Source organism: Pseudomonas sp. Sample_9 (genome assembly GCF_004307535.1).
Taxonomy (GTDB): Bacteria; Pseudomonadota; Gammaproteobacteria; order Pseudomonadales; family Pseudomonadaceae; genus Aquipseudomonas; species Aquipseudomonas mercuritolerans.
Genome location: NZ_RAZO01000230.1, coordinates 17,067 through 41,201, shown reverse-complemented (window position 1 = coordinate 41,201; position 24,135 = coordinate 17,067). Strand labels below are relative to the sequence as shown.

Here is a 24,135-nt window from a genome sequence, read left to right as displayed (position 1 = left end):
GCCTTCCCTGGCTCTTCCTTTCGATGCGTAACTGAGGTTCGCATCGAGCTGCAGTGACAATAGAACTCATCATTGCTTACGACAAGCCGGCCCATTCTGCCTCGGACGTAGGCTGTTTCGTCAGACCTTGTAGCCTCTGCAAAACCCTGCACCCATTATTGGTTTTCCAGCGCAAAAGCCTCAACGATCTGCTCGATGACCGCCCGTACCCGCGCGGTGTGACGCAGGTCGGCGTGGGTGACCAGCCAGACTTCATACGGCAGCGGCCGGGCGCGCTCCGGCCAGAGCCTGACCAGGCCGTCGCGTTCGCCCATGTACACCGGAATTTCCCCTACACCCAGGCCGGCGGCAAGTGAGCGACGCACCAACAGGCTTGAACTGAGCGTCGCCACGATGCGCCCTCTGTTCAACGGTTCGGAGACCAGGGTCAAATCCTTTTTGCTCTGCAAATACGGCTGATAGACCACCAGATCATGGCCCTCGAATGCACTGCCGGGCTGCGGTTCGCCGTTGCGGTCAACATAGGCCTGCGCTGCGAAAAGTCCTACAGGCCAGCGGGCGATTCGCCGGGCGATGAGATCCGGGTTATCCGGCCGAGTATTGCGCACCGCGATATCGGCTTCGCGCTTGGCCAGACTGAGGATTTGCGTCGACGCATCCAGCTGGATCTGCACATCCGGATGCTGATCATGCAGGCGTGCCATCGCCGGGATGATGAAGTCGATGGCCAGCGAGTCGGTGGTGCTGACGCGTACGTTACCGGTCAGACGATCATCCAGCCCATGGATGTGCCGCTCCAGTTCCAGCGCCGAATGCTCCATTTTTTCCACGCTTCTGAGCGCCGCTTCACCGACTGCAGTCAGCGCGTAGCCATCAGAGGTGCGCAGGAACAGCGTCGCGCTCAAAGACTTCTCCAGCGCGGCGACACGCCGTCCGACCGTGGCCTGGTCCACGCCCAGAACCCGCGCAGCCCCACGCAATGTCGACTCGCGACAGACCGCCAGAAACACTCGGGCATCATCCCAATTCATGCTGATCCTCTTCGAAGCATTTTTGCATCAGTGTGCCGCTTAATCGCTGCGTATGCGCAGCATACGATAGCCGATAAGCTGAGCGCCATACACCTCTTGTGAGATCGCCATCATGCGTACTGCACACTCTACCGGCATCTGGCTGCCGATCTTCGCCGGACTTTGCGCCAGTCTGGTCAGCATTGGTCTGGCGCGTTTCGCTTACACGCCATTGATCCCTTCGCTGATTCAGGCGCAGTGGTTTTCGGCCAATGATGTCGTCTATCTCGGCGCGGCCAATCTGGTCGGCTATTTGATCGGCGCCCTGCTCGGTCGGCCCATGGCTCACCAAACAGGCAACCGCAACGCCTTGCGCCTGATGATGCTGGCGGTCACGGCGGCATTTTTTGCCTGTGCTTATCCGCTGTCGGTGAGCTGGTTTTTCGGCTGGCGTTTGCTGTCAGGTGTTGCTGGCGGCGCGATCATGGTGCTGGTTGCGGCAACCGTGCTGCCACATGTTCCTGCGTCACGAAGAGGCTTGGCCAGTGGCGCAATCTTCCTTGGCATCGGCCTCGGAATCGCCGGCTCCGGGACTATCGTGCCGCCGCTGCTGACTCTTGGCTTGCAGGCAACGTGGCTCGGGCTGGGCGCGCTGGCGATGCTGCTGACCGCATTGAGCTGGTTCGGCTGGCCTGCAGATACAGCGCATGTCGTGGCTGCGCACGCAACGTCGGCTGATGAGCGAACACCGCCGGGCGTTTACCTGTTGTTCGCTCAATATGCGTTCATGGCTGCCGGGCTGGTGCCTGCCATGGTGTTTCTGGTGGATTACGTAGCGCGTGGATTGGGTGCCGGGGCGCATATCGGCGCAATGGTCTGGGTCATGTATGGCCTGGGGGCGATTGTCGGGCCGGTGACTTACGGCTTCCTGGCCGACCAGCTTGGTGCGCGCACTGGTATTCGAGTGGTGTTGGTAGTGCAAGCCGTCGCTCTCGGTTTGCTCGCCGTCTTCCATTCGTTTCTGGCGCTGGCTTTACTGGCGGTGATTCTCGGCTCGTTCCCGCCGGGCATCGTGCCGCTGGCCCTGGCCCGGGTGCATGAACTGGTGCCGTCGCATCACTGCCAGCAGATCGCCTGGAGCCGTGCCACTGTGTCATTCGCAACCTTTCAGGCGCTGGCCGGGTTTGCCTATTCGGCATTGTTCAATGCCTCGGGCGGCCAGCACACGCTGCTGTTTGTGATCGCCGCTGGCGCGATCGTCGTCGCTCTACTGCTGGAGCAAGCCATGCGCTGGCTGCCCTCTACAACTGAACCACGTTGCGCGGCGAACTGAAGGGAATCATTGCGCGCTGCCAGCGTTCCCATCTACACGACCTTTTTCATAGGAATCGACAATGTCACTGCCCAACGAAATGACCCGTATTGAAATCACCGAACCCGGCGGCCCTGAAGTATTGCAAGCCAGGCGCGTGCCTCTGCCGACCGTTGCCGAAGGCCAAGTGCTTATCCGCGTTCACGCTGCCGGCATCAATCGTCCGGATGCCTTGCAGCGCGCCGGCAAATATCCGATGAAACCCGGGATGGACCCGATTCCCGGCCTGGAAGTGGCTGGCGAAGTGGTTGCACTGGGTCCCGGAGTTACGCGGTTCGCTGTGGGCGATCGTGTGTGCGCACTGACCAATGGCGGCGGATACGCCGAGTATTGCGCGGTACCAGCCGGCCAGACTTTGCCTGTGCCGGATGGAGTCGATTGGGTCCAGGCCGCCGCGATTCCGGAAACGTTTTTCACCGTCTGGGCCAACCTGTTCGGCCTCGGCGGTGCCAAGGCCGGCCAGCGCGTGCTGATTCACGGCGGCACCAGCGGTATCGGCACCACCGCGCTGATGCTCTGCCGTGAATTCGGTATCGAAGCGTTCGCCACCGCCGGCAGTCCTGAAAAATGCGCCGCAATCAGTAAACTTGGCGGGCAGCCGATCAACTATCGGGAAGAAGATTTTGCCAAGGTCATTGCCGAGAAGACCGCAAATCAAGGCGTGAACGTGATTCTCGACATCATGGGCGGCTCGTACCTCAACGGAAATATCAGCGCACTGGCAATGGATGGGCGACTGGTGATGCTCGGCTTCCTCGGCGGCGCCCGCGCCAACGATGTGGATTTGTTGGCGATCCTCGGCAAACGCGCGGTGGTCACCGGTTCGCTGCTACGCGCGCGCACCGCTGCGGAGAAAGCCGCCATCGCCGATCAACTGCATGAACACGTTTGGCCTGCTCTCAGCGCCGGGCGCTGCCTACCGATCATCGACAAGGTTTACCCGATGGCTGACGCGGCTCAGGCCCACGCCCGCATGGAGGGCGGCGATCATATCGGCAAGATCGTCCTGCAAGTCGCGTGAGCGATTGCAGCATCTTGTAATCGTTGCACATGCACGGTGGTCGAAAATAATCACGCGCAGACCGAGGCATCTGGTAAAAAGCGTTCTTTGTCTGCGCCGTGGTGAAACGATTAATGTTCCTGTCCTTGCTGACTCGTCTGCGACGCCGCCGCCTGGCATTCGCCATGATGGCCGCGCTGATCATTGGCGTGCCGACGAGTTGTGCGGTGCTGGAACACACCGAGCGCAAACTGCTTTTTCGCATTGAGCCGGGCACTGCCGGCTGGTATCGCGGACTGCCCGGCAGCGTTCAGGAACTCGATCTGCATCCGAAGAGTTTCAAGGCCGGGCAGAACATCCATGCCTGGTGGTGGCCGGCGGAACGTGCCAATGCCCCGGCAATCCTTTACTTGCATGGCGTGCGCTGGAACCTCACCGGACAGTTGTTCCGCATAGAGCAACTACGCGCGGCGGGCTATTCGGTGCTGGCCATCGATTATCGAGGGTTCGGGCAAAGCAAGGGTGATCTACCATCCGAAAGCAGCGTTTATGAAGATGCCCGCGTGGCGTGGGAGCGCTTCCAGTTGCTGCAACCGGACCCGAACAAGCGCCTGATCTACGGCCACTCTCTCGGTGGCGCGGTGGCGATTGATCTGGCGGCCGAACTGGGACAGAACGCGGCGCGCAACCACACACCTCTGCCGGTACGCGGTCTGGTGATCGAGTCGACATTCACATCGCTGGCCGACGTAGCTGCTGCCGTGGCCAACACCTCACTTCCAGTGCGCTGGCTGCTTTCGCAGAAATTCGATTCCATCGACAAGATCGCCGATATTCATATGCCGCTTTTGGTGGTGCATGGCCTGGCTGATGCCTTCGTGCCGCCGCGCTTCAGCGAGCAGCTGTTCAATGCCGCTGAGCAGCCCAAGCGTCTGCTGCTGGTGCCCGGAGCAACGCACAACAACAGCATGGCGCTGGGCGGTCAGGGTTATCGCAAGGCTCTGGATGCACTGATGCAGACCAAAGCGGCGCCGCGGGTGGCCGGGCCGACAGTCGCCAAGGGCTCTCGAGACTCCTGAGTTGTCCGGTCAGCCTTGGTCAACCTGCCTCAACGCCGGGCCAATTCGTGCCGTACGCATTGCTCATAATAGGTCTGCTTGACCGCTGCCGGTTTGAGTTTCGAACTGCTGTTATAGGTCTGCTCGGTAATTCCCATCGCGGTCATGCGCATCCAGGGTTGCTGGAACCGGCGAACCTGCAATTGCTTGCGCGCGCCATACAGCGAGACTCCGGACAGCTTGGATTGCTGCGCACCGGCAGCAATGTCCGAGCCCCAGGCGCAGGCAAAGCGATGGCCCTTGCTTAACTCTTTTGCCTGCACTCCCGAAGCGATCAAAGCCAGGGAAAGCGTCGCAACGGTGATGACAATCGTCCGCATATAGCCAACCTAACCTTTTGAAAAAAGGCGATTTTGCCGGGGCGAAATGTCTCTGGGGGCCAGCAATTTGCCTGCTGTCAGGATTTTTTTCATCAGGGTGAAATTCGCCGTTCGTCCAGTACCGCGCACCTTCGCCAGACAGGCCTATCCAACGCTGTACATTCCACCTCGCAGAAGGCCCACGTGATGAACAAGAAAATTTTCGCCTTGTCGTTTTTCAGCCTGTGCCTGATCGGCCCAATTCACGTTTCGGCAGCCGAATCCACGGCGGGCGCCGCCACCCCCGCCACCGCCCTGCCCGGCGTCAATCATGCAGAAAGCTCTCGCGATCATGATGAGAAGGCGAACAAGAAAGGCGAAGAGTCGTCAGGCGCCAACGCAGGCTCCCAGCCGCATGAGACAGAAAAGGATGCCGCGACGTCGAGCGATTCCAACGACCTGGATAAAAAACCGGCTCAGTAAGAGTGGATTCGCTTTTGGTAACGAAAATCCGACACCGAAACTAGCGCAACACCGGGTGATATCAATATGATGCGCGCACTGGCCGCCATAGAGGGCGACCAGAGGAAAATACATCCAAGGAATGCAAATGAAAGATTTCGTCATCGGCGTCAACAACATCGTTCTCTACATCGCACTGGCGGTCATCCTGATCGTTTCCCTCTTCATGATGAGCCAGAGCTTTCTCTCGGGTCTCGGTATGTTCGTAGGCGGCACCCTGGGCTGGTGCATCGTCTCCGGCTTCTGGTTCGTGCAATCGGCGACCTATGAAGAACTGCGCAAGTTGAACTCGAAAACCAACTGATCTGCGCCGAGTATTCGTTAAAGAGAAAAGGCCAATGTCATCGACATTGGCCTTTTTTTAGCGGCGAAGAGACTGGCTGGTCATTGTTTGGTGCACTGAGCGCCCAGTCCCATGCCCATGGAACCCAGGGCTACCATCGGACCGCTCGGCAGTTCGCAGGTATATTCGCCACTTTCGGTTTGAGCGGTGTAGAACGTTGTATTGAAGTCGCTGCGAATGTTGGAAACCTTGATCACGGGTTTGCCGATGGTGGTCTGTGCGCGATTCTTGAGATCACTCTCCCCCGGCTTTACGGTCTGGCATCCCGTGACCGCGAGGACCAGTGTTGCGATTAAAGCGAGAACCGGAATAGTCCTTGATGAATTCATTGCAGATCGACCTTTTTGATTTTGTACCGGAAAATTTGACAGTCAGCTGCCAAGCGAAAGGACTTTAAGGTCGAGCCGGAACAGGGGCAATTAGGTCGGATGTGCTAATGGCTCAAGGCTAGCGGCGCTCTCAGTGAAGTTTTGCGACTGCCTTCGGGATCGCAGGTCGCTGCTAATGAGTTTGTAAAACTGCTATACGCAAGCGATCACTGCCCTCCTCCTGGCAATCGATACGGACGGGCAAAAACATCTGTATGACTTCAATGTTGCTGCGCAAATGATCAGTCATGCGCGGCGTGGTGAACGATCCACCGCCGGCCAGTGCCATCGGCAACAGCAACTGATCGGCCAAGTGCTCAGCGACCGCAGCATCACTGCGCAGCCAGTCAGCAGCCTGATTGATCGCAGCATCCGCTACTTTCTCAGCGCGTAACGACACTTGGCCAAATGCGCTGAACACTTCAGTGACGTGCTCGAAAACGTACTCAAGCAATAACACATTGCCCGGGCCGCGTGCCGGATCAAGCGTCACTTGGTGCAGCGCGTCCGCTGGCCAGTTCAACCGCTTGGCCACTTGGCTCAGTTCTCGCTGAGCGACGGTAGGCGCAAGTCCGGCAGTCAGCGCCAGAGCCTGCCGTGAAATCGCCTCGCCGCGCTCACACACATCCAGTCGCGTCAGGCGCGACGGCTGCACCGTCACGGCAATCTCGCCACCGCCAGCCGGTACGAAACCATGACGCAGCAACTCCAGCTCGACATTGCCGCCCATGCGCCGCAGCAGCGGTAGCCAACTGCGCGAGAGGAAATCCGTCGGCGGTGCCAGCGGATTGTGCGTGCCACCGGAGATCGTCACCCGACTGGTTTGAGGCGCCTGCAACAGGGCTGGCAACAAAGTCTGTAACACCAGCGTGCAACTGCCGGCCGTGCCGATGGCGAACCTGAAATCGCCGGCACGAATTTCGCGCGGTTCGAAGCTCAAAGCCTGTGAACCCAAGTGCGCACCCGATATCTGTGCGCCGCAAACCTCGGCCGCCGCCATCACGGCTGTCAGATGTTGACGCAGCAATCCCGGACGGCTGCGTCTGGCGCGGATCTGTTTAATACGAAACGCCCGGCCTGTCACCATCGACAGGCTCAGCGCACTGCGCAACACCTGACCGCCACCAATGGCGCCGTCCAGTTCAATTATTTCTTTCATTGCCAATCCTTATGCATACAGCCCAACGATATCCCTGAGGTACCGATACTGCCGTCACGAATCTTGCTGAGTTCTGAGTAATGTCGGGACTTTGCGGTCCAGCTCAGCCGCGATGAAACGGTGCAGTGCCGGACGACGGAGGTTCCAAATGCCCTATCCAGCACGGCAGTCGTTATCCTTTAACGCACACCACCTGACGCAGGGTATGCAGCACTTCCACCAGCTCACGCTGGGCGTGCATGACTTTGTCGATGTCCTTGTAGGCCATCGGAATTTCGTCAATCACCGCTTCGTCCTTGCGGCATTCCACGTGGGCGGTGGCGCGAATCTGATCGGCGACGGTGAAGGTATTCTTGGCCTTCGTGCGGCTCATGGTGCGCCCGGCGCCATGACTGCAGGAACTGAACGATTCTTCGTTGCCCAGACCGCGCACAATGAAACTCTTCGCCCCCATCGAGCCCGGAATAATCCCCAGCTCGTCCTTCTTCGCTGACACCGCGCCTTTGCGGGTAATCAGCACGTCTTGGCCAAAATGCCGCTCCTTCTGCACGTAGTTGTGATGGCAGTTGACCGCTTCCAGCGCGACCTCGAAAGGTTTGCGGATGATCTGCCGCGTAGCCTGAATCACTGCGCGCATCATCAGTTCACGGTTCTGTCTGGCAAAATCCTGCGCCCAGCCCACCGCCTCCACGTAGTCATCAAAATGTCGGCTGCCTTCTTCGAAGTAGGCCAGGTCACGGTCTGGCAAGTTGGCGATATGCTGACGCATATCGGCTTGGGCCATCTGGATGAACAGGTTGCCGATGGCGTTGCCGACACCCCGCGAGCCACTGTGCAACATGAACCAGACTCGATTGGCTTCATCGAGGCACACTTCAATGAAGTGGTTGCCGCTGCCAAGCGTCCCCAAATGCCCACGGTTGTTGGTGTTGGCCAGTTTCGGATACTTGTCGGTGATCAGTTTGAAACGCGGCTGCAACCCCGCCCAGGCCTGATCGGCTTGCTGAGGAATCTCATCCCACGCGCCTTTGTCTCGCCGCGAACGAGTCGAACTGCGGCCGTGCGGCACCGCTTGCTCGATGGCGCTGCGCAGTCCATGCAGGTTGTCCGGCAGATCCGCGGCTGTCAGCGATGTACGCGCAGCGATCATGCCGCAACCGATGTCGACACCCACCGCCGCCGGAATGATCGCGCCGACCGTTGGAATCACGCTGCCAATTGTCGAGCCCTTGCCCAAGTGCACATCGGGCATGACCGCCAGATGCTTGAAGATGAACGGCATTTTTGCCGTGTTCATCAACTGTGCGCGGGCTTCGTTTTCAACCGGGACACCTTCGGTCCAGAGTTTGATGGGCTTGCCGTTGGCGACTTCGAGAAGCTGGTAGGTTTGGTCTTTCATATCTTGGTGTCCATGTTCGTTTCCATCAGCATTGCAGCCGCTGTGCCAGCTTTGGATGCGGCTATGGTTGTTTCTGCTATCTTTTTGATTTTAATAGCTTTTATATCTGATGCGGCGAGTCTCGATAATCCATGGAAGACAAATCCAACCAGCAAAATTATCATTGCATATCGTCATTTATCTTATGAGATAAGCATGCCCAACAAACGCACGGTCGCCATCGGATTTATCGGAGCCACCCTGGATCGTGTCGGCAAAGGTGCCAGCCGTTGGAATTATTGGCGACCAAGCGTAGGCCTGTGCCAACAAACAGACCTCCCTATCCATCGGCTTGAATTGATTCACGGCCTCGACGCGCACGACGTCAGCCTCGCCGAGCGTGTCCGAGCGGACATCCAGCAGATTTCTCCGAGCACCGAAGTGCGCCTGCATCCAATGTCGCTGCGCAATCCTTGGGATTTCGAGGAGGTGTACGGCGCCCTGCACGACTTCACCACTGCGTACAATTTTGACACCGAGCACGAGGATTACCTCGTCCACATCACCACCGGCACCCACGTCGCACAGATCTGCTGGTTCCTGCTCACCGAGGCGCGCTATCTGCCGGCCCGACTGATCCAGACCTCCCCTGCCAAGCGCAAGAGCGAGAACGAGCCCGCCTGCGGCACTCATGCGCTGATCGATCTCGATCTGTCGCGCTATGATCGGATTGCTTCACGCTTCGCCAGCAAACGTCTCGAAGGCCTGGAATTTCTCAAGTCCGGCATTGCCACGCGCAACCCGGCCTTCAACCGCTCCATTGAACAGATCGAGCGCGTTGCGCTGCGCTCCAAAGCCCCCATGCTGCTGATCGGCCCGACCGGCGCCGGCAAATCCTTCCTGGCTCGACGCATCTACGAACTCAAACGTAACCGTCATCAAATGCAGGGACGCTTTGTCGAAGTCAACTGCGCCACTTTGCGTGGCGACGGCGCGATGTCGGCCTTGTTCGGCCACGTCAAAGGCGCCTTCACCGGCGCGCAGAACTCACGCGATGGCCTGCTGCGCGCCGCCGATGGCGGGATGTTGTTTCTCGATGAAATCGGCGAGCTCGGCGCAGACGAACAAGCGATGCTGTTAAAGGCAATCGAAGAGAAACGCTTCTTCCCGCTGGGCTCGGACAGGGAGATCGAGAGCGATTTTTTGATCATCGCCGGCACCCACCGCGACCTGCGCAGCCGGGTCGCCGAAGGCCTTTTTCGCGAGGACCTGTACGCACGGATCAACCTCTGGACATTCGACCTGCCCGGCCTCGCCGGCCGCCGCGAGGATATCGAGCCAAACATCGACTTCGAACTGGAACGCCATGCTCGCGAACAGGGTGAGCGGGTGCGTTTCAATCTCGAGGCACGCCGACGCTACCTGGCTTTTGCCAGCTCACGCGAAGCAGCCTGGCTGGGCAACTTTCGCGAACTGTCCGCATCGATTACGCGGATGGCGATTTTGGCCGACAGCGGCCGCATCGATGAAGCGCAGGTAGATGATGAGATCGATCGATTGCGGTATGCGTGGAGCTTGGCGCAACCCTCTGCAGCTGATTTGCCGGGAGATGGACAGAGCATGGACTTGTTCGACCGCTTGCAGTTGAAGGCTGTCATTGAGGTGTGCCAGCAGGCGGACAGCCTGTCCGACGCCGGCCGACAGCTGTTCGGTGTTTCCCGGCAGGCCAAGGCGCAACCCAATGATGCAGATCGTTTGAGAAAGTACTTGGGGCGGTTCGGACTTGAATGGGGCGAGGTAGCGAGCACAAAGTAAGGCGGCATTCATGCTCACACCCCGTCAATGAATACCGTAGAAAAAATGAATTAGCCGCCTGATCCCTCGGTCAAGAATTATGAACGCAGTAAATCTGACGAGGTGACAGCAATGACTATCCAGGCAGAGACACTCGTACAACTGACCGAAGCGCTTCAAGAGCGCGGAATGAAGATGGTTTCAGATGTTCATTTCACTCGCGCGCCATACCGATACAACCATCGCTGGATCTGCATCGTCGAGTAAACATGCTTGTTGCCGGCGCCTGGATCAATCATTCAGGCGACGGCGCCGCTCGGCTTCGCCCTTAAAACCCAGATAACCGTCTCCATATACATCCCGGCTACGTTGATAGCGGATTCGGTGGCAATAAAAAACCCGGCGCGATGGCCGGGTCTCGTACGCGATATGAATTCAATGCGTCTATTTCGCGCCGCCGTTGTCGCGACCCGTTTGGGCATCTTGATCAGAGCCAGGGTTCCCGGGTGGCGGATTCCAGTCCTCTGGTCGTTCGTCGGTACCTTGCTTGGGCTCAGAGTCAGCTTGCTCAAGTCCGGAATCATGACCCTCGCCAGAGTCAGGGGTTTGCTCGCCTGGTCCCGGATATGGCGCTTCAGGGCCGTTGTTGTCGTCGATCATCATTCTCTCCCGTCAGTGGCGCAGGGGCTGCGCTTATTATTGAGAGAAAATGCGCAGCCTCGGAGTGCGATCTGCTCGACGAGCGGGCATAAAAAAGCCTCATACGACGACGAGGCGACAAATCACTTATTCCGTTCCAGCCGAGCAGCACCGACCGGACGCCGAGTCGATCTCTGAACGAATCGCGCAGTACCTGGCCGCCGGCGGGCGGATCGACCAACTGAAAAGCCCGCCGCGCAATCCGCTCCCACCGCCCCGCTCGAAGAAAATAGACCTTGAAACGGTCCTCAAGCGACGGCCGAAGCCGATATCGGCGGCCGAACGCAAACGCTGCGCAAAATGGTGGACTCGCTATGAAGTCGAAACGCAAGCCCAACAACGGTTTCGCCCGGGCTGAACGCAGTTGCCGGGCGCTGCTGCGCACCAACCACGTCGCGGTAGTGAACATCGATCCCAGCGGCAGCCAGATCATGGCGAACTGGTAGAGCTGCAAGCAGATCCGCAGTCTGGCGATCGCCAACGCAATATTCGACTTCTCCTACCGCTGGACGATCTACATCGCCGCCATGTGTCGCGACGAGCGCGGTGCCGAGTACATCAAGTCGGTGGAGATATCGCCCGAGGGTATCTACAAGGTCGAGCGCCTGACCGATGCGATCGAGCATTACTACCTAGCTGCGCAACAGCGCGAACCCGAACCATCTGGTTCCCTCAGGCTGGATCGCCATTCCCGACGAGATATCAATGGACGAAGCCCAAGCCGCGAAGCTGTTCTACGCCGCCGGCGCCTGGCATCAGGTGAAGGTCGCAGCGTGAGATGTTTTCGCACCCAACAACGCAAACGACAGACCTGGCTGGACTTGCCGGTCAGCGGAATTGAAGAGGTAGGCGATGGCCGAAGAACAGCAGCTCCCGACTGAAGAGCCGAAGCCGACAGCGGAAACAATCAAGCAGCGAAGGAAGCGCGAGAAGGCTGCAGCAAAGGACGCTGCATTGGGCGTCAGAGGTTTACGGTTGAGGTGACCGGGGTGTTCAAGCCCGACCTCAAGCGGGTCATGGAAGCGCACGGCATCAACAACCAGCAGGAGGTTTACCAGTTGCTGCTGATGAACCTAATCGCGGCCGACTTCGAAGCGCAGGCCCAGATGCTCAAGTGTGTCACGACACCTTTTATTGTTAGTGAAAAGGTGTCGCGCATCATTCAGACCGCTGGCATGAAGTCGCTAGCCGACGATCCGCCAGAACCGGACGACCAAGTAGTTACTCGCTAGACGGTTTGCATCATCAACTGATACGCAGCGTAGCCCCCCCCAACAATTGCGATTAATGAAAGCCACTTTAGGAGTCGAAAGGATAGCTCACCGCGCTTAACGCGCTTCCACTCGGACCTCAAAACCTTTTGTACCTCTACAACAATAGACTCCATTGTCTGGTCCATTTCGTCACGGCTAGACATTTTCCCATTTCCGAGGTGATTCAGGAGGTTAATCAGGTGCTTATGCTCCTTGGGGTTGAGTCTCAACCTCAGCCTCGTGATGCGCACTTCAACGTCAATGACGTCGTCATGGCGTGATTCCAAAAACTTTAGAGCGTCTTCCTTTGCAGCTTTCTTACTTTCCAGCGTGGCAACCATCGTCGACCAGTGCCCCGCAAGATTTGCTGCGTCCTCTCTGAAAGCATCAATCCAAGACTGGCGGAACTCTGATGTTTTCTGATCCTTTGAAAGGATTGAAACAACAAGTGAGGTGACAGCAGCAATCACCGCCGCAACTAATACGCCAATTAACGGAATTAACAGGGCTTGTTCCACGATTTAGTCCTTTTAGCCGGCTCCATGCCGGGCCGAACACAAATACCCCACTTCTACGAATCACGCCAGCCGGCGAGGCAATCGGCTGTCTGGAGCAATTATGAATCCCTACCTGATCACCGGCCCGGCCCAGATCGGCATCAGCGGTGGTCGCACCAGCGGGCACATTGTCTACAAGATCCTGGAAGCGCATGGCGGTGTTCTGCCGCCAGACGTGCACCTGCTCTTCCAGATCATCGGTAAAGAGCGCGAGGAAACGCTGGTCTTCATAACCAGATCGCGAAGCGCTGGAACGTGAACATCGTCTGGATGGAGTGGTGCCGCGTCTACGGCCAGCCGGATGACGCGCCTTGGTACAGGCTGGTGGATTTCGAGACAGCCAGCCGCAACGGCGAACCCTTCACCATGATGCTCGAATATTACGCCGCATACCGGAAAGCAGAGAAGAATCTGCCGCCGGTGCTGCCGAACTTCTCGAACAACATGTGCAAAGCGTACTTGAAGATCAAAATTGGCGAAAAGCACATGCGGGCGCTGGGGTACGACGAATGGGATTGTGTGATCGGCATCCGCAAGGATGAAGCTGGACGCTACCACCGGATGATGGTCACCAATGCAAAGGGCGGCACTCGGTGGGGCAACGTCTGCCCTTCCTATATCGCAGGCATCACAAAGGAAGACGTCGCCGAATTCTGGCAGAAGCAAGACTTTGATCTTGGTATGGACTCAGACGTCGGCAATTGCGACCTGCGCTGGAAGAAAAGTGAGGACAAGTTATTCAAGGCAATTCAGGCCGAGCCAGAAAGGGTGATTTTCTGGTCGGGTGCTGAGGAGAGGTTCAGCCAGGTCTTTCGCATGGATCTCCCGAAGTACTCACACCTAGCCTGGTATGCCGAAAACTATAGGGGACAGATGGATGCGTTTGGTTATTCCGAAGATATCGACTGCTTTTGTGGTGACTGAATGACCGCGTTAGGCTCGCTCACTTTCTCTGATGAACCGGCCCATGTCCAATAAAGCGCGAGGGCCAGCACGACAGCAACTGTTGGATACGTTACGAAATTTAGCGTGTAGAGCGCCCACACCTTCGCTGACATCGCGAATCTATCGAAGCCCTGAATGGTGTAGTCCTCCGGCATCTCGAGCTTTGCTCGGAGGTAATCACCACGAAAGTCATTGTTCGAGTGAGTTTCATACAGTTTAAGTACGTCGTGGTAGTCCTTCCAACAAGCGTCGTACTTCGCCTGATCAAAGCTCCCTTCCTTCTTAAATGGGTGAGCTTTTTGCTTTAGCTCACCTAGCTTAGAGGCGCAGGAATACATCTTTTCTGACCTATTCGAGAAGTCATTTTTTTCAATGAGAAGCGAATAAACAAGCACTGCTATTGATGCGAAAACTTGGAGAAGAACCACCTCCTTTCTTTGGATATTCTCGCCGAGATCGTACGCCTGCATCAGTGAAACTAATATCAGAACCAGTGACAAAACCACGACAGTATAAGTCGATAGTTTCGCGTGGAGCCGTAGGCGCCGCGACGCGTGAAACCTCGTCTTCGAGGTGGCATCCATTTTTTTGTATAGATTTTTAAAGCTATCAGAACCCGACAATGCGCACCCTCCATGAGACAGGCGCGCATCTTATCCTTGAGGCTCACTCATGCCCACAGCAATCGATTTATTCGCCGGTCTCGGCGGATGGTTCCACCGGCGCCCGCAATGCCGGCATCGAAGTTATCTGGGCGGCCAACCATTGGCCGGTCGCCGTCGAATGGCATATCGCCAACCACCCAAAAGCCATCCACATCTGCCAAGACCTGCATCAGGCGGATTGGTCGAAGGTGCCCGCTCACGACATCATGCTCGCTTCACCCTGCTGCCAAGGCAATTCGAAAGCCCGGGGCAAGAAGTCAGGCAATGCACAGCACGACGCATCCCGGTCGACAGCATGGGCGGTTGTGTCCGCCGCCGAGTACCACAAGCCCGAAGTGGTGCTGGTCGAGAACGTCGAAGAGTTCTCGGACTGGGCATTGTATCCAGCCTGGTCGCAAGCCATGGCAGCGCTGGGCTACATGATCGCGCCGCACTTAGTCGACTGCGCTGATCTCGGCGTGCCGCAGCACCGAGTGCGCCTGTTCTTGGTCTGCACCCGCAGCAAGTCGCCGCTGATGCTCCAGCTCCACCGGCGCCAGCACGTTCCCGCCGCCAGCTTCCTCCAGTTCAACGCTGGGCGCTGGTCACCGATCGAAAAGCCAGGGCGCGCCCAGGCCACTTTGGACCGGGTGCGCAACGGCCGAGAGCGATTCGGCGATCAGTTCATCATGCCCTACTACGGTAATGGCTCAGGGCTGACTGGTCGTGATATCAACCGCCCGATCGGCACCATCACCACGCTGGATCGCTGGGCGCTGGTTCGAGGCAACGAAATGCGCATGCTGTCGGCCAACGAGGCGCTGGCCGCCATGTCGTTCCCCGCCGATACCCTGCGTCCCGACAACCACCGGCTGACCATGCACATGGCTGGCAACGCTGTTCCGCCGCTTGCTAGCCAGCGGATCATCGAGGCGCTGAAAGATGCTGCTTGATGCCCCAAGCCTGTTGCGCCGAAGTGGACGGCCAAAAAGGTTATGCGAGTTTAGGCTTTAAATACTGCTCAATGCCTGCAACGCAGCGATTGAAACTCTGCCGAAACTCATCACCATCATCGCCCAACTTGTCGAAGATGATCTTAGGCTTGTCCTTTATAACGTCCCAATAAGTTCTGCGATAATCCTCATCTTCCCGAGGATCCGACGCCATTAGCCAATATTCAACATATAGCAAGAAATCATGCTGCATACTAAATAACGGCTTGAAGAGCTCGCCCAACTCCTTCCCCCAGAGCGCTTCACTTTCAAGCAGAGTCGCATGAATAGGGGCGCGCGCAGCGAACATTGCGTCGAACCTTTTTTGGTAGCCGCTGCATTTGCGTAAGTAACTTTTTTCGCGAAAAGTCAGATCTGCTTCCTCTTCAGGCTTTAGCTCCAACTCAGAACCCATCATCGCTGGCGAGCGGGCGCGCTCAACTGACTCTCTGTACTTATAGAGCTCAATTAAGGCCTTACGCGCTAGCTCATGATGAGTAGTCCCTCTGAGCTGTCTCTTCCATGTTGCAAGTCCTTCGATACCAACATAAAAAGCTAGTCCAATACCTAAGGCGCTTGCGATCGTACCAAGGATAGAGAACGCGTCTTTGGTCAACGACCAGTCAACATCTGTCAGCGCCAAACAAAAAGACATCTTTTCCTCCCAAAAAGACAGCCAATATACCGGCGAGACACCCCCATGCCCACAGAAAACAAACCGGCCGAGCCATTGAAGGTTGAGCGATCGACAGTCACGAAGCTGGTGATCACCGGCGCGCCAAGCCTCGATCCGATAACTGTGTTCCTTGAGGACCTGGCCCCTCGCAAAGGCAAGATCACCGTCAGCTGCTGCGACAAGAGCTGGCACTTCTACTGGGGCGGCATGTGGGACGGCCTCACCATCGGGCAGTTCTTTTGCCGCCTTGATGAGGACTACATCATCGGTTACTTCCAGCCAATGCTCGAGTCTCAGAGATTTTCCAATGACGCGCTATTGGCCTTGGCCAAGAAATCTGTAATCGACCCGCGCCGGATGCGCAAAGGGTATTGGGAGTTTGGCGACAGCCTAGATCAGGAAGATGCCCGCGACCTCTACGACCAGATCGACGAACTTCGCGGAGTTGAGTCGATTTCGATGGGACACCAGCAGGGTGAACTTCTGACCAACTTGTTCGGCCCAGAGTGGTGGCATCTGGTGGACGAGAAAGCCGTCGAGCCGAATCCCGCCTAGAATCACCTGTGCCGCATTATCGCAGCGGTGCAGCAGGCTCTTAGCCAGGAGCAGTAGGTGGAGGCACGATAAATCTTATGGAGATTGGTCGCCAGACTTATTGCCCGTCCAGATATCGTTACGTTGATCATCAACTGCGCAGCTAACTAGAAGCAGTCATCTCAAGACCCAAAAATTTTGTATCCTTTTCTGGCATGCTAAGAGACGACTGAGATCAACCGAGAATGGGGGGCGTAGGATGCAAAATAAACATGGTCTATCTAGGGAAATACCACCAGCCATAAAACTGCTGGTAAGGCAGCGATGTGGGTTTGGATGCGTTATATGCGGATCAGGGCTGATTGAATACGAACATGTCAACCCTATATTCGCTGACGCTGAAGAACACAGTGCTGATAAGATAACGCTCCTATGTCCAACATGCCACGCCAACGTAACTAGAAAATTCTGGTCAAAAGAAAAAGTAAGAAAAGCTAACGAAAAACCTTTTTGCAAGCAGGCAGGCAATCCCAAATCCATGCTTGATTTTAGTGGCGGCCATCCGATTTTAGTATTTGGAGGTACAACGTTTTACAATTGTTCAATACCAATAAAACTATTTCACATTCCGCTAATAAAAATCGCACCACCAGAAATAGAAGGTGGGCCGTTTCTCTTGTCCGCAATGTTTTGCGATTCTCAAGGTCGAATATCTCTCGAAATCGAAAACAACGAATGGACTGCACAAAGTACAAACTGGGATGTAACTGTTATCGGAGGAAAAATAACCATTAAGGAAAATAAGGGACAGACACATTTAGTTCTGAAAGTCGACCCACCCAATAAAATAATCGTAGAAACTCTCAATATGAGATTTGGAAAGTTCACCTTCTTCGTAACACCATTACTCTATGAAATAACAGGACCGTCAGGCTCAAAAATCCGAATGAGTGGAGGTATGACTGACGGCTGCGAGGTAGGAATGGTGATAGGGAATTTTTAGTACTAATCAACCTTGCTAATAAGCGTGCCGTTAGCACGCTTAAACAACTTTAAAACAACATCTAACGCTTTCCTCCCTCCCCCTTCAAAGTCAGCCGCTATAGCGGCAAGGATACCTAGGCGCCTGAAGAAAGCTGAGCGCGAAAAGTGCGGCTGAAGTATGGCGGGCATTGCGCGTATTGCGGCGTGCTGCTGGGTGACCGCTGGCATGCCGATCACCTCGAAGCAGTTCGCCGCAACTGGGGAAAGGAAGCGAAGCTTGCACCAGCGCTGAGCCCTGAAAACCACAATCTCGCCAACATGATGCCGGCCTGCGTCCCCTGCAACTCGAGCAAGCACGCCATGCCGCTGGAACCCTGGCGCGAGTGGATCGCCGGACACGTCAACAGCCTCAACAACTACCACCCCATCTACCGGCTCGCCAAGTCGTACGGCTTGATCGCCGAGACTGGCGCGCCGGTGGTCTTCTACTTCGAAAAGGTGAACCCATGATCGCTATCAAGGAACGGTCGATCCTGTTCTCGGCGCCGATGGTGCGCGCCATTCCGGATGGCCGGAAGACGGTAACGCGGCGGCCGGTCAAGGTTCAGCCGCATATCGACGCCAGTGGCAATTTCTGTGTAGGACGCCCCAACTACGGCCAGGACGGTCACGGCAAACCTGTGACCAAGCACTTCATCAAAGACTGCTGCCCCTATGGCAAGCCCGGCGACCGGCTGTGGGTGCGCGAGACCTGGGTGGCGGACGCACAGGTTGATGCGGTAGCGCCGCGAGACCTGAGCCAAGGCGAGCCGATCCAGTACCCGGCAGATGGAGCGGTCAGGCAGACCGGATGCTCGATGATCACGCCAGGGAAAGGCCGCCCCTCTATACACATGCCGCGTTGGACCAGCCGCATCTTGCTGGAGATCACCAACGTGCGCGTGGAGCGGTTGCAGGATATCAGCGAAGACCAGGCCAAGGCTGAAGGCTGCTTCTTCACCGATTACGGCCAGGAGTGCTTTCACGGTGGCACTGGCTGGAAAGACGTAGGCATCTGTCCAGCGCAGGTAGGCCATCGGCAGCGCACCGGCTGGGCCTGGGACAAAACCACCAGCCATGAGGAATGCCTTGGGACACCGCGCTGGGCGTTCGCCAACTTGTGGAACGCCAACGGCGGAGACTGGGACGCGGACCCGTGGGTCTGGGACGTTGAGTTCAAAAGGGTGACGCCATGATCGCCCTCGCCTGGTTCGCCTACGTGTACTGTTACAAGGGGCCGAGGCGATAAACAACCGTTAATACAACTGCCCCTTCCTCTTCGCGTCCGTTAACAACTCTAACCCAATCATTCGCGCAAGAACTTCGGGGGGCAATGCACCAAGCGAAGCCCATTTCGAGTCGAAGTCACACCCTACATTGATCATGCCCTTTTCCACTGAGTACCAGACTCTGTAGGTCTTCCCTTCGAATTCCAGATCTATCGTCTCACGCATAAAAACATCCTCATCACTTTGGCTCGAATGCAATAACCGTAGACCTTTCCCTTAAATCCACAAATCCTGCCGGTGTACGGCGGGCGAGGATTCCCTATGCCTACCGCATATACAGACGAAATAAAAAATGGCATCAGCTTTTCCACCTTTGCCATGAACTGCGCTCGCGAATTTGGCGCAACCATCACCCTTCGAGATGAGTCGGGCGGTGGCGACAAAATCCCACAGCGATTCGAGCCAGACAGCTATCACTCCAAGGCACTGAATTCGGACCGGGAGAAACTGGCCGCACTTGAGTCGATGACTTTGGCCGCATGCGAATAGAAGGCTGCATCAGAGCACACCGCGTCGGAAGTGCAGCGCCTTGAGTGGATCAAAGAGCGCAACGCCTTGCGCCAGAGCTACGAAGAAATGCTGAAGTGCGCACAATCTTGGGTTCCGCCGACCGAAGAGCATGTCGGCCTGAAGGAATTCATGATTCAGCAGATCACGGACTCCATCAGATGGGACTGCGACATCAGCTATTACGCCAAGCCAACACCTGTGCTGTTTGACCTTGAATGGCTGGAAGCGGCGAAGGAAAAGACCATCACAAGCATGGCCTACCACAAGAAAGGATATTCAGAAGAGGTTGCTCGGACTGAGCAACGTAATGCCTGGATCAGCGCCCTCCGCGCCAGCCTGTAGCCCATCACCAACTTCTGCCGCCACGCGCGGCATGGAGCATCACCTCATGGCAAACGCCACAGCGGCAAAGGCCATCAGCATTCAACCGCGCTTCATCAGGTTTGGCGATGCTCCTGGCTATCTCGGCATGTGCCGGGACGAATTCAACAAAACGGTGCGCCCAAGCGTTCGAGAATTCCCGATTAGGAAACAGGGGGTGGCCTTCGACCGAATAGAGCTCGATGAGTGGGCTGACGCCTACGTCGAAAGCAAGTCGGTTGAAAAGGCAGCGAATCAGGACAACAATCACCCCTGCAGCGAACGCCAGTGTGAAGCCAAAGGAGGCAAACCATGGCGAGAAAAGCGATCTCCGGTCTCTACCAGAAAGGTGGAGTCTGGCAAATCGACAAGGTTTTCCGAGGTGAGCGACTTCGAGTAAGCACTGGAACTGGTGACAGGCAAGAAGCAGAGCAGTACCTGATTCATCGCCTTGAGCAGCTTCGGCAGCAAAAGGTATATGGCGTACGCCGAACCAGAACGTGGGAAGAAGCGGCGACGAAGTTTCTAATTGAGCGCAAGGATCAGCCATCAATCAAGCTGACGGCGCACCACTTGAAGCAATTGCACCCTTATCTCAAAGACCTGCCATTGACGCACATCGATGACCAGGCGCTTGAGCCGTTCGTAAAGGATCGTTTGAAGGGAATGGTGTTGCCGTGCGGCAAGCAGTTGAAGCCGGTAGCGCCGCGCACGATAAACATTTCAATCGAGCGGGTGATTCGGGTTCTATCGCTTTGCGCAAGGAAGTGGCGGGACGAGGAGCGCAGGCCTTGGCTTGATTCGGTGCCAATGCTGGCCAAGCTGGATTTGAAGAAGAAGGTTCGCGAGCCCTACCCCATGACATGGGAGGAGCAGTCGATACTTTTCGGAGAGTTGCCGGCTCACCTGCAAACGATTCCGTCGGGCGCTGAGCTCGGGCATCTGATTGAGGCTGCGAATATGGTATCAGCAACAGACTCACGCGGACCGGTGCTGACGATCTTGAAAAGGAAAATTGGATGAAGTCCTGAAAAACTCCCCACCAATGAAAAAGCCCAACTGGCTAGAGTTGGGCTAAGTCATTGAAAAATATGGTCGGGACGGAGTGATTCGAACACTCGACCCCTAGCACCCCATGCTAGTGCGCTACCGGACTGCGCTACGCCCCGACTGATGTTGCATCTCGTTCTTCACCTCGAAGAACGCTCAAGAATATATCGCAAGCTTTTGAAAACTGGAAGTATTCAAACGCCGCTTTTTATTTCTTGAGCACCACCAGGACATCTTCCAATTCGGCAATCATCTGCCGAATCATCTGTTTGTACTGGGTGGTATCGTCTTTGGCTTCGTCGCCGGACAGACGCAGACGTGCGCCGCCGATGGTGAAACCCTGATCGTAAAGGAGCGCGCGGATCTGCCGGATCATCAGCACGTCCTGGCGCTGATAATACCGGCGGTTCCCGCGGCGTTTGACGGGGTTGAGCTGAGGAAACTCCTGCTCCCAATAGCGCAGCACGTGTGGCTTTACGGCACACAGCTCGCTGACTTCACCAATGGTGAAGTAGCGTTTGCCCGGGATGACGGGTAGTTCGTCGTTATGACTTGGTTCCAGCATAAGCCTCAACTCGGGCCTTCAACTTCTGCCCTGGACGAAAGGTGACCACACGGCGAGCCGTGATCGGGATTTCTTCCCCCGTTTTCGGGTTGCGGCCAGGCCGCTGGCGTTTGTCCCGAAGGTCGAAATTGCCGAAACCGGACAATTTGACCTGCTCGTTGTCTTCAAGAGCGTGCCTGATTTCCTCGAAAAACAGTTCTACCAATTCCTTGGCTTCCCGCTTGTTCAGGCCCAGCTCTTCATACAGACGTTCCGCCATCTCAGCTTTCGTCAAAGCCCCCATACGTCACTTCCTTAACGTGGCGTTCAACCTTTGTTCGAGCGAGGTGAGGATATTTTGCGTCGTCGAATTCACCTCATCGTCATTAAGAGTGCGCGATGGATGCTGCCAGGTCAAGCCAACTGCAAGGCTTTTTCTATCAGGATCAATACCTTTACCCTGATACACGTCAAACAGCCTGAGCTCTGTGAGCCATTCGCCTGCATTTTCACGGATTACGTCCAGCACAGCCGAGGCCGCGACGTCTTTGTGCGCGATCAGTGCAAGGTCACGACGCACTTCAGGAAAGCGCGACAACTCGTGGAATTTCGGCATTTTACCGAGCGCCACTTCCGCCAGAACCAGCTCGAAGACGAACACCGGACGATCCAGCCCCAGCGCCTTCGACAGCTCAGGGTGAATTGCACCGATGAAGCCCACTTCGCGACCATCACGCTCGATGCGCGCGGTCTGGCCCGGATGTAGCGCTGGGTGTTTGCCCGGAGCAAACGTGAACGAATCCAAGGCACCGGCAAAACCCAATACCGCTTCCACGTCAGCCTTGACGTCGAAGAAGTCGACGGTGTCGCGGCCCTGAGCCCAGCCTTCCGGCAAGCGGCTGCCGCAAACAACGCCGGACAACATCGGCTCTTGCTTCAGGCCTTCAAGCTGACCAACGAAGCGCAGGCCGCTCTCGAACAGACGCACGCGATCCTGCTGACGATTGAGGTTGTGCTGCAACGCCTTGACCAGACCTGGCCACAGCGACGAGCGCATGGCTGCCATATCGTTGGAGATCGGATTGGCCAGCAACAGCGGCTCGACGCCTGGATTGAACAATTCGAACTGACGCGGATCGATGAAGCTGTAAGTGATCGCTTCCTGATAACCACGAGCAACCAGCAGACGACGCAGCTCAGGCAGATCACTACGCGCTTCGGCCTTGGCTTGGGGTGCCAGACGCGCTTGCGGGTAGCGAACCGGCAGACGGTTGTAACCGTACAGACGAGCCAGCTCTTCGATCAGGTCGACTTCCAGACTGATATCAAAGCGGTGGCTTGGCACTTCAACGCGCCATTGACCTTCGCCGTCAGCGGTAATGCTCAGGCCCAAGGCACTGAGCAGACGCTCGACCTGTGCCGAATCCATCTCCATGCCTAGCATCTGCGCGATGCGCTGAGCACGCAAAGTGATCGGTGCAATCGATGGCAGGTGTTGCTCGCTGACGGTCTCGATGATCGGGCCAGCTTCGCCACCAGTGATTTCCAGCAGCAGGCCAGTGGCGCGCTCCATGGCTTCACGGGCCAGCTGCCAGTCAACGCCACGCTCGTAGCGATGCGAAGCGTCGGTGTGCAAGCCGTAGGAACGTGCCTTGCCGGCAACAGCAATCTGATCAAAGAACGCAGATTCCAGGAACACATCGCGCGTGGTCGCGGAAACACCGCTGTGCTCGCCACCCATGACGCCGGCGATCGCCAGTGCACGAGTGTGGTCAGCGATGACCAGCGTATCGCTACGCAGGCTGACTTCCTGACCATCAAGCAGAACCAGCTTCTCGCCCTCTTCAGCCATGCGCACACGAATGCCGCCATGGATTTCGGCGAGATCGAAAGCGTGCAGTGGCTGGCCGAGCTCGAGCATCACGTAGTTGGTGATGTCGACGGCAGCGTCGATGCTGCGCACGTCGGCGCGACGCAGACGCTCAACCATCCACAGCGGGGTTGGCTTGGACAGGTCGACGTTACGGATGACCCGGCCCAGATAACGTGGGCAGGCCGCTGGGGCCAGCACCTCGACCGAACGGACTTCGTCGTGTACCGCTGCAACCGCAGCCACCACAGGACGGGTTACCGGCACGGCGTACAGCGCGCCGACTTCACGGGCCAGACCGGCCAGGGACAGGCAGTCACCACGGTTCGGGGTCAGGTCGACCTCGATGCTGGCGTCTTCCAGATCCAGGTACACACGGAAGTCTTCGCCCACCGGCGCATCGGCCGGCAGTTCCATCAGACCGTCGTTGCCTTCACCGACCTGCAACTCGGCTTGCGAGCACAGCATGCCGTTCGACTCGACGCCGCGCAGCTTGGCTTTCTTGATCTTGAAGTCGCCCGGCAGTTCTGCGCCGATCATGGCGAAAGGAATCTTCAGGCCCGGGCGCACGTTTGGCGCTCCGCACACGACCTGGAAGGTTTCCGCGCCATTGCTGACCTGGCACACGCGCAACTTGTCGGCATCCGGATGCTGCTCGGTGCTCAGCACCTCACCCACAACCACGCCGCTGAATACACCGGCGGCCGGCGTAACGCTATCGACCTCAAGACCGGCCATCGACAGACGGGCAACCAGCTCGTCGCGCTCTACCTGCGGGCTAACCCAGCCACGCAGCCATTGTTCACTGAATTTCATCCTGCTCTCC

The 24,135-nt window shown here is 57.0% G+C and carries 27 protein-coding genes, 1 tRNA gene and 5 pseudogenes; 20 read left to right on the top strand and 13 right to left on the bottom strand.

The window, feature by feature from the left end:
- Positions 1-155: 155 nt before the first annotated feature.
- Complete coding sequence (locus D6877_RS13425) at positions 156-1,031, bottom strand: LysR family transcriptional regulator (RefSeq protein ID WP_130911104.1); 876 nt, start codon at positions 1,029-1,031, stop codon at positions 156-158.
- A 112-nt stretch (positions 1,032-1,143) separates the two neighbouring features.
- On the opposite strand from D6877_RS13425, the gene D6877_RS13420 reads away from it, so the two are divergent.
- The 3 genes from D6877_RS13420 (at position 1,144) to D6877_RS13410 (ending at position 4,461) form a co-directional block, all read left to right on the top strand.
- The gene (locus D6877_RS13420) at positions 1,144-2,343 is read left to right on the top strand and encodes a YbfB/YjiJ family MFS transporter (RefSeq protein WP_130911103.1); all 1,200 of its coding nucleotides are present in this window, start codon (positions 1,144-1,146) and stop codon (positions 2,341-2,343) included.
- A gap of 61 nt (positions 2,344-2,404) precedes the next feature.
- Entirely contained in the window at positions 2,405-3,403 is a 999-nt protein-coding gene (locus D6877_RS13415) for an NAD(P)H-quinone oxidoreductase (protein WP_130911102.1), read from the top strand.
- Positions 3,404-3,516: 113 nt separating this feature from the next.
- Positions 3,517-4,461, top strand: a complete 945-nt coding sequence (locus D6877_RS13410) for an alpha/beta hydrolase (protein WP_130911101.1) — start codon at positions 3,517-3,519, stop codon at positions 4,459-4,461.
- 29 nt (positions 4,462-4,490) lie between these two features.
- Here the strand turns inward: D6877_RS13410 and D6877_RS13405 are convergent, their stop codons facing one another.
- Positions 4,491-4,820, bottom strand: a complete 330-nt coding sequence (locus D6877_RS13405; RefSeq protein WP_130911100.1) for a hypothetical protein — start codon at positions 4,818-4,820, stop codon at positions 4,491-4,493.
- 186 nt (positions 4,821-5,006) lie between these two features.
- Between D6877_RS13405 and D6877_RS13400 the strand changes: the two genes are divergently transcribed.
- Together D6877_RS13400 and D6877_RS13395 are read left to right on the top strand one after the other, a co-directional pair.
- Positions 5,007-5,282 (top strand): hypothetical protein, encoded by a 276-nt coding sequence (locus D6877_RS13400; protein WP_130911099.1) that lies wholly within the window; start codon positions 5,007-5,009, stop codon positions 5,280-5,282.
- 127 nt (positions 5,283-5,409) lie between these two features.
- On the top strand, positions 5,410-5,625 hold the full coding sequence (locus tag D6877_RS13395; protein ID WP_016774063.1) for a hypothetical protein: 216 nt from the start codon (positions 5,410-5,412) through the stop codon (positions 5,623-5,625).
- A gap of 80 nt (positions 5,626-5,705) precedes the next feature.
- On the opposite strand, the gene D6877_RS13390 is transcribed toward D6877_RS13395, so the two are convergent.
- The 4 genes and pseudogenes from D6877_RS13390 to D6877_RS13375 all read right to left on the bottom strand — a co-directional run bounded on the left by D6877_RS13390 (position 5,706) and on the right by D6877_RS13375 (position 8,590).
- Positions 5,706-5,993 (bottom strand): hypothetical protein, encoded by a 288-nt coding sequence (locus D6877_RS13390; RefSeq protein WP_130902651.1) that lies wholly within the window; start codon positions 5,991-5,993, stop codon positions 5,706-5,708.
- 172 nt (positions 5,994-6,165) lie between these two features.
- A complete protein-coding gene (rtcA, locus tag D6877_RS13385) occupies positions 6,166-7,191 on the bottom strand; it encodes an RNA 3'-terminal phosphate cyclase (RefSeq protein ID WP_130911098.1) in 1,026 nt (341 codons plus the stop codon).
- Positions 7,192-7,245: 54 nt separating this feature from the next.
- Positions 7,246-7,329, bottom strand: a pseudogene (locus tag D6877_RS29905) (nucleotidyltransferase); the annotation flags it as partial.
- Between the two features lie 34 nt (positions 7,330-7,363).
- A complete protein-coding gene (locus tag D6877_RS13375; protein WP_130911097.1) occupies positions 7,364-8,590 on the bottom strand; it encodes an RtcB family protein in 1,227 nt (408 codons plus the stop codon).
- A gap of 195 nt (positions 8,591-8,785) precedes the next feature.
- Between D6877_RS13375 and rtcR the strand changes: the two genes are divergently transcribed.
- The 4 genes and pseudogenes from rtcR to D6877_RS13350 all read left to right on the top strand — a co-directional run bounded on the left by rtcR (position 8,786) and on the right by D6877_RS13350 (position 12,294).
- Positions 8,786-10,384: an RNA repair transcriptional activator RtcR gene (gene rtcR, locus D6877_RS13370; RefSeq protein ID WP_130911106.1), complete on the top strand. Its 1,599-nt coding sequence runs from the start codon at positions 8,786-8,788 to the stop codon at positions 10,382-10,384.
- Between the two features lie 760 nt (positions 10,385-11,144).
- Positions 11,145-11,380, top strand: a pseudogene (locus D6877_RS29900) (hypothetical protein).
- Positions 11,377-11,839: pseudogene (locus D6877_RS13355) on the top strand (hypothetical protein). Before D6877_RS29900 ends, D6877_RS13355 begins: the two co-directional pseudogenes overlap by 4 nt.
- A gap of 75 nt (positions 11,840-11,914) precedes the next feature.
- Positions 11,915-12,294: pseudogene (locus D6877_RS13350) on the top strand (hypothetical protein).
- Here D6877_RS13350 and D6877_RS13345 read toward each other — a convergent pair.
- Complete coding sequence (locus tag D6877_RS13345; RefSeq protein WP_130911095.1) at positions 12,291-12,833, bottom strand: hypothetical protein; 543 nt, start codon at positions 12,831-12,833, stop codon at positions 12,291-12,293. The pseudogene D6877_RS13350 and the gene D6877_RS13345 overlap by 4 nt on opposite strands.
- A gap of 100 nt (positions 12,834-12,933) precedes the next feature.
- Between D6877_RS13345 and D6877_RS29895 the strand changes: the two genes are divergently transcribed.
- On the top strand, positions 12,934-13,131 hold the full coding sequence (locus D6877_RS29895) for a hypothetical protein (protein ID WP_241662897.1): 198 nt from the start codon (positions 12,934-12,936) through the stop codon (positions 13,129-13,131).
- Positions 13,128-13,796, top strand: coding sequence for a hypothetical protein (locus D6877_RS13340; RefSeq protein ID WP_241662896.1), 669 nt, complete (start codon positions 13,128-13,130; stop codon positions 13,794-13,796). Before D6877_RS29895 ends, D6877_RS13340 begins: the two co-directional genes overlap by 4 nt.
- On the opposite strand, the gene D6877_RS13335 is transcribed toward D6877_RS13340, so the two are convergent.
- Positions 13,760-14,440, bottom strand: coding sequence for an SLATT domain-containing protein (locus D6877_RS13335; RefSeq protein WP_130911094.1), 681 nt, complete (start codon positions 14,438-14,440; stop codon positions 13,760-13,762). The two genes, D6877_RS13340 and D6877_RS13335, sit on opposite strands and share 37 nt — an antisense overlap.
- A 49-nt stretch (positions 14,441-14,489) precedes the next feature.
- Here D6877_RS13335 and D6877_RS13330 point away from each other — a divergent pair.
- Positions 14,490-15,414 (top strand): annotated as a pseudogene (locus D6877_RS13330) (DNA cytosine methyltransferase).
- Positions 15,415-15,454: 40 nt separating this feature from the next.
- Here D6877_RS13330 and D6877_RS13325 read toward each other — a convergent pair.
- Entirely contained in the window at positions 15,455-16,108 is a 654-nt protein-coding gene (locus D6877_RS13325; RefSeq protein WP_130911093.1) for a hypothetical protein, read from the bottom strand.
- A 45-nt stretch (positions 16,109-16,153) separates the two neighbouring features.
- On the opposite strand from D6877_RS13325, the gene D6877_RS13320 reads away from it, so the two are divergent.
- The 8 genes from D6877_RS13320 to D6877_RS13285 all read left to right on the top strand — a co-directional run bounded on the left by D6877_RS13320 (position 16,154) and on the right by D6877_RS13285 (position 20,868).
- Complete coding sequence (locus D6877_RS13320; RefSeq protein ID WP_178083678.1) at positions 16,154-16,684, top strand: hypothetical protein; 531 nt, start codon at positions 16,154-16,156, stop codon at positions 16,682-16,684.
- A gap of 238 nt (positions 16,685-16,922) precedes the next feature.
- A complete protein-coding gene (locus tag D6877_RS13315) occupies positions 16,923-17,666 on the top strand; it encodes an HNH endonuclease (protein WP_130911092.1) in 744 nt (247 codons plus the stop codon).
- Between the two features lie 146 nt (positions 17,667-17,812).
- Positions 17,813-18,157 carry an HNH endonuclease gene (locus tag D6877_RS13310; RefSeq protein ID WP_130911091.1) on the top strand — a complete coding sequence of 115 codons (345 nt, stop codon included), beginning with the start codon at positions 17,813-17,815 and terminating at the stop codon, positions 18,155-18,157.
- Positions 18,154-18,882 carry a hypothetical protein gene (locus D6877_RS13305; protein WP_130911090.1) on the top strand — a complete coding sequence of 243 codons (729 nt, stop codon included), beginning with the start codon at positions 18,154-18,156 and terminating at the stop codon, positions 18,880-18,882. The genes D6877_RS13310 and D6877_RS13305 overlap by 4 nt, the downstream gene beginning before the upstream one ends.
- A gap of 354 nt (positions 18,883-19,236) precedes the next feature.
- Positions 19,237-19,464, top strand: a complete 228-nt coding sequence (locus D6877_RS13300; protein ID WP_130911089.1) for a hypothetical protein — start codon at positions 19,237-19,239, stop codon at positions 19,462-19,464.
- A 30-nt stretch (positions 19,465-19,494) separates the two neighbouring features.
- Positions 19,495-19,827, top strand: a complete 333-nt coding sequence (locus D6877_RS13295; protein WP_130911088.1) for a hypothetical protein — start codon at positions 19,495-19,497, stop codon at positions 19,825-19,827.
- A gap of 46 nt (positions 19,828-19,873) precedes the next feature.
- Positions 19,874-20,245, top strand: a complete 372-nt coding sequence (locus D6877_RS13290; RefSeq protein ID WP_130911087.1) for a hypothetical protein — start codon at positions 19,874-19,876, stop codon at positions 20,243-20,245.
- A complete protein-coding gene (locus D6877_RS13285) occupies positions 20,158-20,868 on the top strand; it encodes a hypothetical protein (RefSeq protein WP_130911086.1) in 711 nt (236 codons plus the stop codon). Before D6877_RS13290 ends, D6877_RS13285 begins: the two co-directional genes overlap by 88 nt.
- Positions 20,869-20,937: 69 nt before the next feature.
- Here the strand turns inward: D6877_RS13285 and D6877_RS13280 are convergent.
- From D6877_RS13280 to pheT, 4 genes are all read right to left on the bottom strand, one after another.
- Positions 20,938-21,014 (bottom strand) — tRNA-Pro (locus D6877_RS13280).
- Between the two features lie 89 nt (positions 21,015-21,103).
- Positions 21,104-21,460, bottom strand: coding sequence for a MerR family transcriptional regulator (locus tag D6877_RS13275; RefSeq protein ID WP_003179985.1), 357 nt, complete (start codon positions 21,458-21,460; stop codon positions 21,104-21,106).
- Positions 21,441-21,743 carry an integration host factor subunit alpha gene (gene ihfA, locus D6877_RS13270; protein ID WP_002553164.1) on the bottom strand — a complete coding sequence of 101 codons (303 nt, stop codon included), beginning with the start codon at positions 21,741-21,743 and terminating at the stop codon, positions 21,441-21,443. The genes D6877_RS13275 and ihfA overlap by 20 nt, the downstream gene beginning before the upstream one ends.
- Before the next feature lie 3 nt (positions 21,744-21,746).
- Positions 21,747-24,125, bottom strand: a complete 2,379-nt coding sequence (pheT, locus tag D6877_RS13265; protein ID WP_130911085.1) for a phenylalanine--tRNA ligase subunit beta — start codon at positions 24,123-24,125, stop codon at positions 21,747-21,749.
- Positions 24,126-24,135: the final 10 nt, after the last annotated feature.

Bases quoted from the DNA above. Each gene is read 5' to 3' on its own strand.
- D6877_RS13425 (WP_130911104.1), bottom strand. From the start codon at position 1,031: ATGAATTGGGATGATGCCCGAGTGTTTCTGGCGGTCTGTCGCGAGTCG.
- D6877_RS13420 (WP_130911103.1), top strand. From the start codon at position 1,144: ATGCGTACTGCACACTCTACCGGCATCTGGCTGCCGATCTTCGCCGGA.
- D6877_RS13415 (WP_130911102.1), top strand. From the start codon at position 2,405: ATGTCACTGCCCAACGAAATGACCCGTATTGAAATCACCGAACCCGGC.
- D6877_RS13410 (WP_130911101.1), top strand. From the start codon at position 3,517: ATGTTCCTGTCCTTGCTGACTCGTCTGCGACGCCGCCGCCTGGCATTC.
- D6877_RS13405 (WP_130911100.1), bottom strand. From the start codon at position 4,820: ATGCGGACGATTGTCATCACCGTTGCGACGCTTTCCCTGGCTTTGATC.
- D6877_RS13400 (WP_130911099.1), top strand. From the start codon at position 5,007: ATGAACAAGAAAATTTTCGCCTTGTCGTTTTTCAGCCTGTGCCTGATC.
- D6877_RS13395 (WP_016774063.1), top strand. From the start codon at position 5,410: ATGAAAGATTTCGTCATCGGCGTCAACAACATCGTTCTCTACATCGCA.
- D6877_RS13390 (WP_130902651.1), bottom strand. From the start codon at position 5,993: ATGAATTCATCAAGGACTATTCCGGTTCTCGCTTTAATCGCAACACTG.
- rtcA (WP_130911098.1), bottom strand. From the start codon at position 7,191: ATGAAAGAAATAATTGAACTGGACGGCGCCATTGGTGGCGGTCAGGTG.
- D6877_RS13375 (WP_130911097.1), bottom strand. From the start codon at position 8,590: ATGAAAGACCAAACCTACCAGCTTCTCGAAGTCGCCAACGGCAAGCCC.
- rtcR (WP_130911106.1), top strand. From the start codon at position 8,786: ATGCCCAACAAACGCACGGTCGCCATCGGATTTATCGGAGCCACCCTG.
- D6877_RS29895 (WP_241662897.1), top strand. From the start codon at position 12,934: ATGAATCCCTACCTGATCACCGGCCCGGCCCAGATCGGCATCAGCGGT.
- D6877_RS13325 (WP_130911093.1), bottom strand. From the start codon at position 16,108: ATGTCTTTTTGTTTGGCGCTGACAGATGTTGACTGGTCGTTGACCAAA.
- D6877_RS13320 (WP_178083678.1), top strand. From the start codon at position 16,154: ATGCCCACAGAAAACAAACCGGCCGAGCCATTGAAGGTTGAGCGATCG.
- D6877_RS13315 (WP_130911092.1), top strand. From the start codon at position 16,923: ATGCAAAATAAACATGGTCTATCTAGGGAAATACCACCAGCCATAAAA.
- D6877_RS13305 (WP_130911090.1), top strand. From the start codon at position 18,154: ATGATCGCTATCAAGGAACGGTCGATCCTGTTCTCGGCGCCGATGGTG.
- D6877_RS13300 (WP_130911089.1), top strand. From the start codon at position 19,237: ATGCCTACCGCATATACAGACGAAATAAAAAATGGCATCAGCTTTTCC.
- D6877_RS13290 (WP_130911087.1), top strand. From the start codon at position 19,874: ATGGCAAACGCCACAGCGGCAAAGGCCATCAGCATTCAACCGCGCTTC.
- D6877_RS13285 (WP_130911086.1), top strand. From the start codon at position 20,158: ATGGCGAGAAAAGCGATCTCCGGTCTCTACCAGAAAGGTGGAGTCTGG.
- D6877_RS13275 (WP_003179985.1), bottom strand. From the start codon at position 21,460: ATGCTGGAACCAAGTCATAACGACGAACTACCCGTCATCCCGGGCAAA.
- ihfA (WP_002553164.1), bottom strand. From the start codon at position 21,743: ATGGGGGCTTTGACGAAAGCTGAGATGGCGGAACGTCTGTATGAAGAG.
- pheT (WP_130911085.1), bottom strand. From the start codon at position 24,125: ATGAAATTCAGTGAACAATGGCTGCGTGGCTGGGTTAGCCCGCAGGTA.